The following is a 7,987-nucleotide window of genomic DNA, read 5'->3' on the forward strand; positions in this document are numbered from 1 at the left end:
AAAGCCGTCGTTCTCTAGGGCGCGGATGTTGCGTGCGAGGATTTGATGCGCTTTAGGCCGTTGATGATGTCGGCGAGCCCCGCCCGCAGCGTCTGCCCGATGGTGCCCGGGCCGAGGTCCATTGGAGGATTATCGAGCAATGCAACAGTCGCGTTGCTGTCGAGATAGCTGAGCTTGCTATGGACTGTGGCTTCGAGGCGCTCAATCGCGCCTGGCATTGCCTCGCCTTCTTCCTCGATGAGGGCGGTGAGTTGATCCGAGAGCTCATCATTGAACTGCAGGAAGATGTCGTCGACACGCCTCCAGCTTCCGCCACGGGTTTCCACATCGATCAGCCGGTTGATCCTGCTCTTTACGTCGTCCCTCAGTGTCAACGCAGTGCCGAGACACGCCTCCCATGTGTCCTTGATGTTTTCGACCAAATTCACGATGACCTTCTTGCCTTTCTGATGGTCGGTCACTTTGACGCCAAGCAGATCAACGAGGTGATCATCGTTGCCAAGCCGCTGCTCCACCACGGCGATCAGACGCTCGACAATCTCGCGCCTGCGGGCTGCATCGCCTTCTTCCTTGGGCCATTGCGACGACACTATCATCGCGATTTTTTCAGAATTCGCCTCCGCCAGGGCAAAGGAAAGCTGTCGCTCTTGAGCCTTGGCCTTGGCCAGGCGAAACAAGGTCTCTATCACCTCGTCCTGTTTGAGGGAGTTGGTCGGGACTCTGTTAAGATCTATGCCGTTTACCGCGATCTCTTCCGGGCCGGAGCCGTGTGTCTCGTCCTTGACCACGCCGTCGGCCGTCTCGTCCACGTATTGGAGATTTCGCAGATTCTCAGGACATGCCAACATCAGCATTAACCGGCTGGTGGAGTTGTGCAGCTTTGCCTCCTGCTCGTCCGGGGGCGTCGCAGCCAGCATCGGCCCAAGCCAATCGGTAACTTTCTTAGTCAATCGGGCCAACTCGGCGGTCTGGCCCGCGCCGATTTGCTCGCTCAGACTTAGAACGTGATTGGAAATTGTTGCCGCCGCGCTGGCAACGCCCTGCTTCAGCACGTCCGAAAGAGGCCGCTGCGAATGCCCTTCCGCTTCGCTCCGGTCTATCCCCTCCCCGTTTTCGACACGTTCCGAAAGGGTATCCTCGGCGTTCTTGACGGTGTTCGTCGGTTGTTCATCGTCGTCTGCCGGGAGATATTGAGAGTTCGTCATGACAGTGCCTTCAAATAACCGAACGTCTTGTTCCGTTAACACTCCAGCTTCTTCCATGTCGGGTAGCCTCAGGCCGAAGCCCCTGAAATACTCTTTCATCCTCCTTTTCACCTGCTGGAATCCGGCTTTGCCTCCGCGGGCAAGTCGCAGAAGGATAACGCCGTCTTCGTTCATCTTGCCTGTGCCGCGCTGCAGAAGCGCAAAGCCGTCTGCTTTACCATCCTCACCGGTTTCATAAGGCATTTTTTTCAGGATTCCGACCAGACTATTGAGCCCGCTCTTCTTCACCAGCACGACAGCTTTCTCCTCCGGATCCCCGATTGTGCCAACGGCAAAACAGAACTCCACATCGGCTTTGCCTTTGGTCTGTTCGATCAGGTTCAGGAACGTCAGTGCTCTTTGCCTGTTATGGGCCTTAGCCATTGTTTGTCTCCAGTTCATCCTGTCCTTGATTATGGTGTGTCGGGTGAAGGGTGGGACAGGATCCGCTCACCCATCAAAGTAACTGGCGTCTTCAGCTCGCCTCTGAGTTCATTGTTTGATAGGCTCGGGCAGATTGGTGGCTCCCGACTCAATTTGGCGGATCGCAACGCCCGCCTGATCGTCTTTTTCCAAGCAGTCCGAACCCGTCAGCCCTTGGGTCTGGCTGAGCGAACGATACAGTTCGCCGAGATTCTGGAGCGCACTGTCGATCGGCGCCTGCGCGCTCACCTGACTATTCGGCAGTATGTCGACGCGTTGGTGCAGCCACCTAAGATGATCGTCCATATAGAGCCGGACGTAAGCTTCAGGCTTGTCCGCGACCGCTCGCGAGCGGATCAGTTCCGCAACGTCAGTTGGTGGTGCCTCGCTCTTTGCGACGCCGTTACCTTTCGTCATTCCGTCCTCGGGGGCCGGTCGCTGCTCGAGCCTTAACTTTTGCGCCGTCGCGACAAGGAACCGCAGCATCGGCGACGTCGGCGCGGTCGGCGTATCCAAAGTTCGCAGCGCGTCATCCATGGTGCCAATTGGGCGCAGAGACACATCGCCAATGAGCTGGTCCCGGCGGAACGCGAACTCCCGGGGGTGGAGGTCTGCCGCCGGGCGCCGCAGCTGCTGGCTCACGTCACCGGCCGCGGCCGGCGCGACTGCCTGTGCATCGAGCACCCAGCTTTCTGCAGCGACAGCGTCAGCCACCTGCGGCAGCAAGTGCAGGAAAGTCCCGTAGAAACCCATTCGTGTATAAAGGCCAGGAATTTTAGCACTGAGCGGCTGTCCCGATTTACGGACCAAGACGGTTTCCGCTAACGGCGCGGCATGGTCGTCCAGACTCGAAGTGGGCGGCTGCGAGGCCGCGGGACTGGTCGCGATGATGTCGAACACGCCGCGGGGCATCGAGACGGCCTGCAGTTTCGCGCGGCTCTTCTCGATCAGTTCACTATTAAGCGCTACATGAGGTAGTGGCGGGTCCAGGAGGGCGTCGAGGTGATCAGCGAGCGCGTGCCGAAGATCGGCGTCCGCTTCGGCCGGAAACATCACGCGCCAGTCAACAGCCATCCAGTTCTTGACGACCTCGCGCTGGAGCGGAGCCTGCTTACCCAGCATCAGGTAGACATTCAGTACCTCGTAGAGAAACAAAGGATCGTGTGTTTCCGCAAGTAATGTTTCCAAGCGGGAGATCAGCCGTGGCAGCAGGACAGTATTGAGAGCGCGGTGGTACGCCGCGCGCGCTTGAAGCGAGATTTTCTTGCTTTGGTCGAGACCCAATCCCGCGAGGCGATCGCCCGCCGTGTCGCCGTCGGCATTGCCGCCCCTGATATTGCGTAGCCGCTGGAGCAATGGCAGGATGGGTCGAAGCTCGCTGTTATCAACCCGGTCGAGGTTCAGCTTCTTGGCCTCTGCGGCATAGCTGTCAGCTGTTAGACGAACGCTCTCGATCAGCGTGACGTTTCGAACATAGGTGACCGTCCAGAAGACGCCAGCGGCGATCATGGCCGCCGCACCGATCGCATAGACGCCATATCGGACCCGCCGCTGACGCCGGAGGAAGCGGGGATCGGCATCGACGAGCTCAGCTTCGGCGAAAACGACATCGCGGAGCAGCCGGCCGATGAAATAACTGCGCCGCGGGCCAGGGAGCCCAGGACAAGGCGGCCTAGCGACCTCGAATATCTGAGATCTGGCCTCCGCAACGCGATCAAACCGCGTGCCGACTTGCGTCCCGCTTACGAAGTAGACGCCGCGGAGCATAATCGGCTCCTGAAACGGATTCCGGGCGAATGCCTCCTGCAAGAACTGCTCGGTCACATACTTCAGGCTAGCAACCTGCTGTGGAAAGTCGAATATGAGTGCGCGACCTTGGGGGTTACTTTCTTGCTGCATTCGTTCAAGCAGCCTTTCGTTCAGGCGGCCAACCAGCGCATCGTATGCTGGTATGTAAGACTCCATCGGATCGCCGTCGCCCTCCGAAGGCTCTCTCGCGAATGTGAATCCGCACACGGCCTCCGTCCCCTCGCCACCAAGTTCACCGAAGAACTCGACAAATCCCGCCGCCAGATCACTCTTGGTGAATAGAACATAGACCGGCAGCTGCAGGCGGAGCTCCCTGTTTAGTTCAAGGAGCCGCTGACGGATGCAACTGGCTTGGTCGACGCTCACGTCGTCGGATGTCGAGTTCAGGTCGCTGATTGCGATGGTTACCAAGACCCCGTTCAGCGGCTGGCGCGGCCGATAGCGACGGAGCAGCCGAAGCAAGCCGCGCCAAGCCGCTTTGTCCCGCTCTGAATCGCTTTCATGAATCGTGTAGCGGCCGGCGGCGTCGATCAGCACCGCTTCGTCGGCAATCCACCATTCGCAGCTGCGCGTTCGCCCGAGGGCTCTCCGGCTGGACCTGTCCGCCAGCGGAAAGCTGAGCCCGCAATTGACGATTGCGGTGGTCTTGCCCGATCCGGGGGGGCCGATGACCAGATACCATGGCCGCTGATAGAGCCAGCTCTTGCCGACGATTCCGGCCAAGCGGCGCCCCTTGAGGATAGTAAGGGTCTCGCGGAGACGAAGGAGTGTCGTCTGCAGCTCCTTTTCAGCAGCCGTGCCAGCTCGGACCACGTCGGGGTCGGAACTCGCGGGATTCGCCTTCTTTCGCTCTGCCCCAGTCCCGTCCAGCGCGTCGGACACTTGTGATTGGACGAGGTCTTCGAAATAAGCCCGAACCCCGTCGAGTTTAGACTGAAGCGCGACGCCCACGGCATATCCGAGAATCACCATCGACGCCGCAATTTGACTGCCGAGGTCGTCGAGTGGCGTAGATTCACCGACCGAGATGTGCGGTCCGAGGATGAAGATTAAAGCACAGGCGATGCCCGCCAAGCTGACACGCACCCATAGCGACCGAAGCGTCTTTCGGATTGACTTCATGGCTGCCTCTTAGCGTGTCTTCCTGATGATGATTTCGATGCGACGGTTCTGCGCGCGGCCTTCGGGCGTATTGTTCGGCGCGATCGGCTCCGCGCGGCCTTTGCCTTCCTCTCGCACTCGCCCTGCGTCGCTCATCATGGATTTGATAATCTCGCCAGCCGCCTTGGCACGGGCAAGCGAGAGGTAGTGGTTTGAAGGAAAGACGAGCGATTGGATGGGCATGGCATCGGTGTGCCCGATCAGGACGACCGTTCCTGCCTCATCATTAAGAGATTGGCCGATCCGCAGAAGAAGCGGCACGAATGTTTTTTTCACCTTCGGACTCGCAGAATCGAACATCCCTGCGGCGTGGATGGTGACGACGACCTGCTGCGCGTCCTCGCTCACAGTGACGAGTCGATCACGGATTTCGGGCTCGAGAAAGTGACGCAGTCGATCGCCGCGCAATGCAACGGCTGGTTGCGGTACGATCCTCACCACGCTCCCTGTGCCGTTCGGCGGCAATTTCGCGAGATCGTTGAGGACTGTGTCAGCGCGGGCATTTAGTGCAAACAGGAGCCCGGTATAGATCGACAGGAGGACACCTGCCAAGAGCGCTACGACGACCCAGATCGGAACGAATTTGCGGCGCAGTTTCCGATCTTCACAGTCCCCGCGCCAGTGCAGGGACAGGTCGCGCTCCAAATCACCGCGGCCTCGGCGGATCAGACGGTAAACGTCTTCGCAAAGTACGCTGAGCTCGGCGGCTCCGCGCATAGTGACCCGGTGTCGGCCCTTAAAGCCCAACCTTATGCAGTAGTAGAGCAGTTCTAGGAGTTCGAGATTGGCGCGCGGTTTTTTTCTCAGGTGCGCCATCACGTCGAAAAAACGGTCGCCACCGAAGGTATCGCCAAACAGTGATCCGACCATGCTCCGTGTCATCCAGACGCTGTGGCTGCCCCAGCGTGTGTTGAGAACAACGTCATCGATTGTCGCGCAAAGGGCGTATTTGCAGATCTTGATCGCTGGGGAGGACAGTCCAAGCGGCATGATACGACGCTCAAAGGCACCAATCTCTTGCAACACTTTCAGGCGCAATCCCTCAACGTCGGAATGGCTGCCACCGCGCTTGAGTTGAGCGCAAAGGCCCAGCAGCGCCGCCGCGGCCGCGATCAGCGGATTAGGTTGATGGAGCGCAAGCGTCTCCCAGAAAGACTCGTTTGGTGCCGCCGCCGGCGGCGGAGGGATTTCCAGCGGCTTCTCGGCTGGCAAACGGGCCGGTGGCTGGTAAATTGGGATCGTTTTTTCAATCAACATCACCCCCCAGCTCATGCCTCTCGGAATGGGCGCTCTCGTCACGGCCCTGTGCCGGGTGCAGGTCGCCGACGCCCTCGCGATACGCGGATTCGAAGTGGGCGTCGAAGCTTCGGAGCTTATCAGTTTCGATGCTTGAGACGACTTCATCCAGGACACGGCCGAACGCATCCCAGCTTGCCGCCTTATGTTTGCTGGGCCAGATTGAACGGGTCCGCCCCAGCGCCCTTTCGATCGCTGATGGGGAGAGACGTTCACGGACACAGAACAGAGCCTTCTGCATAGTGGGCGCCCCAGGAAACTGTTTTGCTAACAGGCCCGAATGGCCCACAGTGCCATTTCGAGCTTGGGGAAGTCGCCGGCGACGTGCAGGGTCAACGCGGCGGAGCGAGGCAAGTCCATCCAGCAGCGGCTGTGCGGATCGACCTCGAAGTAGGTGAATCCAGCATGGAACGGAATCTGACGCGGCGCGACCGATATGGGATTGATGGTGATGCCCGGCAATGCGACTTTGACGAGTTCTTCGATCTTCTCGGCCGGCCCGATCTTGACATAGCGCGGGAACTCGCGTCGGAGTCGCTCGATCTCGACATCGGCCCGAGCGGCCAGCACGAAGCTTGCGGTCGTAAACAGCGACCGATCGGTCACCTCGGCGATATGGAACCCATATTTGTGCGGCCGTAGCGGCACCGGCTCCGCCGTCTGTTCGGGTATGGCGTTTAGTGACGACCGGATAGACTGGATCACAGGCAAAAAAGTATGCGCGAGAGCGTGGTGCTTGTAGTCACCGAAGGTCTGAGTACGTTTCTCAACCAGGGCAAAGGTGGCTAGTTCGCCCGCCAGTTGGAGCATGACGCCATACAGTGATTCCGGGTTTACGACCGCTGCCTTGGAAAGGTGGGAGAAGTAGGGCTCGTAACGATTGATCGCCTGTAGCAGAAGGAAATCGGCGATTTCCGCGATCCCATGCGTCCCCGAGTGCGAAACTCGCGCGGCCAAAGCCTCACCACGATGGTGAAGCAGGCCAGTGATCTCGGTGATGTAGTTCGAGAGGACGTGGGAGCTGGCACAGTCGGGAGTTGGCGCGACGTGCGCCTCATCGAGAATGACTTGCCGGTCGGCCCGGACTTGCATGATACGGGCGATCGGGAGGCAAGTGAAGGCTGACCGATCCGCCGCGTCCGGCAAGAGCTGAAACCGCAGCTGCGCCACCTCAATGGAGGCGCTGCCCCTTTCGCCGGCATTTGTGTCGATGATATCCTGACTTACGCCCGCGAAGCGGATCGGCACGTCAGCTTCCGCTCGCACGTCGGTTTCAACGGCCCCGCTTCGATGAAGCGGTACCGCCAAATGGATGAGCGAATCCCGAAGGTACTCCGGAACATCGTATGGAGTTGGCTGGTCGGCGTCATCGGGGATGCTGAACGGCGTGCCATCCTCCAAGACGCCACATGCCGTTTCGACAGCGATCTTGCCGAGAGCGAGTAGTTCGCGATTGATGCGGAGCTCAGTGATGCCCCAGCCATAGCCATGTAGAGCGGCAGTCCTGCCGCGCAGCAACTTTTCCACGTAACGGTCGTTCTGCTGAAAGTGCTGCGGTCGAAGAAACAGGCCTTCCGACCACACCACCCTGTTTTCTAAAGACACCTTAACTGCCCCGCGTCTGACGCACCGATGATTCAACCGCAGCGGCAATTTAGCAGGCTTCTACTGCTCCCTAACATGCGTAGCCGATATGCAACCATTCGCGGCCCGAATGCAGTGTCTGGGGTCGCCAAAAGAGGCTGCTGGCTGCCGCGATTTGCCATACAGGGCTCTCGGATTGAGATAACGGATGCCGTTTCTAATGCGACATCGCCAATTCCAATCTGATGCCGCGTGCGGATTGCTGAATTCGGGGGCGGGCAAGCGTCGATCTGTGGGCCGGAGCGGCAACCGAAACCGCCCAACTGCGTGTTGGTGCTTACGCGTCCACGTGACGGCCAGCGAGCTGATCTTCAGTGTATTAGCGCCGGCGGACGCTGACGGGTGCGAACAAGATCACGGTAACCGGGGCAGATTTCCGGGCGATCAGGCTGGAGCGGCTTGGCTGACGA

Annotated in this window: 5 protein-coding genes; all 5 read right to left on the reverse strand. The window is 59.4% G+C overall.

Going from position 1 to position 7,987, the window contains the following annotated elements; translation table 11 throughout:
• Positions 1 to 14: 14 nt before the first annotated feature.
• The gene (locus tag AC07FD_RS14290; RefSeq protein ID WP_478350342.1) at positions 15 to 1,628 is read right to left on the reverse strand and encodes a hypothetical protein; all 1,614 of its coding nucleotides are present in this window, start codon (positions 1,626 to 1,628) and stop codon (positions 15 to 17) included.
• A 108-nt stretch (positions 1,629 to 1,736) separates the two neighbouring features.
• Complete coding sequence (gene tssM, locus AC07FD_RS14295; protein WP_478350343.1) at positions 1,737 to 4,598, reverse strand: type VI secretion system membrane subunit TssM; 2,862 nt, start codon at positions 4,596 to 4,598, stop codon at positions 1,737 to 1,739.
• 9 nt (positions 4,599 to 4,607) lie between these two features.
• A complete protein-coding gene (gene icmH, locus AC07FD_RS14300) occupies positions 4,608 to 5,894 on the reverse strand; it encodes a type IVB secretion system protein IcmH/DotU (RefSeq protein ID WP_378920626.1) in 1,287 nt (428 codons plus the stop codon).
• Positions 5,884 to 6,174 carry a type VI secretion system-associated FHA domain protein gene (locus AC07FD_RS14305; RefSeq protein ID WP_143748875.1) on the reverse strand — a complete coding sequence of 97 codons (291 nt, stop codon included), beginning with the start codon at positions 6,172 to 6,174 and terminating at the stop codon, positions 5,884 to 5,886. The genes icmH and AC07FD_RS14305 overlap by 11 nt, the downstream gene beginning before the upstream one ends.
• A gap of 26 nt (positions 6,175 to 6,200) precedes the next feature.
• The gene (gene tssK, locus AC07FD_RS14310) at positions 6,201 to 7,538 is read right to left on the reverse strand and encodes a type VI secretion system baseplate subunit TssK (protein WP_095090140.1); all 1,338 of its coding nucleotides are present in this window, start codon (positions 7,536 to 7,538) and stop codon (positions 6,201 to 6,203) included.
• Positions 7,539 to 7,987: the final 449 nt, after the last annotated feature.

This window comes from Mesorhizobium waitakense (assembly GCF_056431085.1).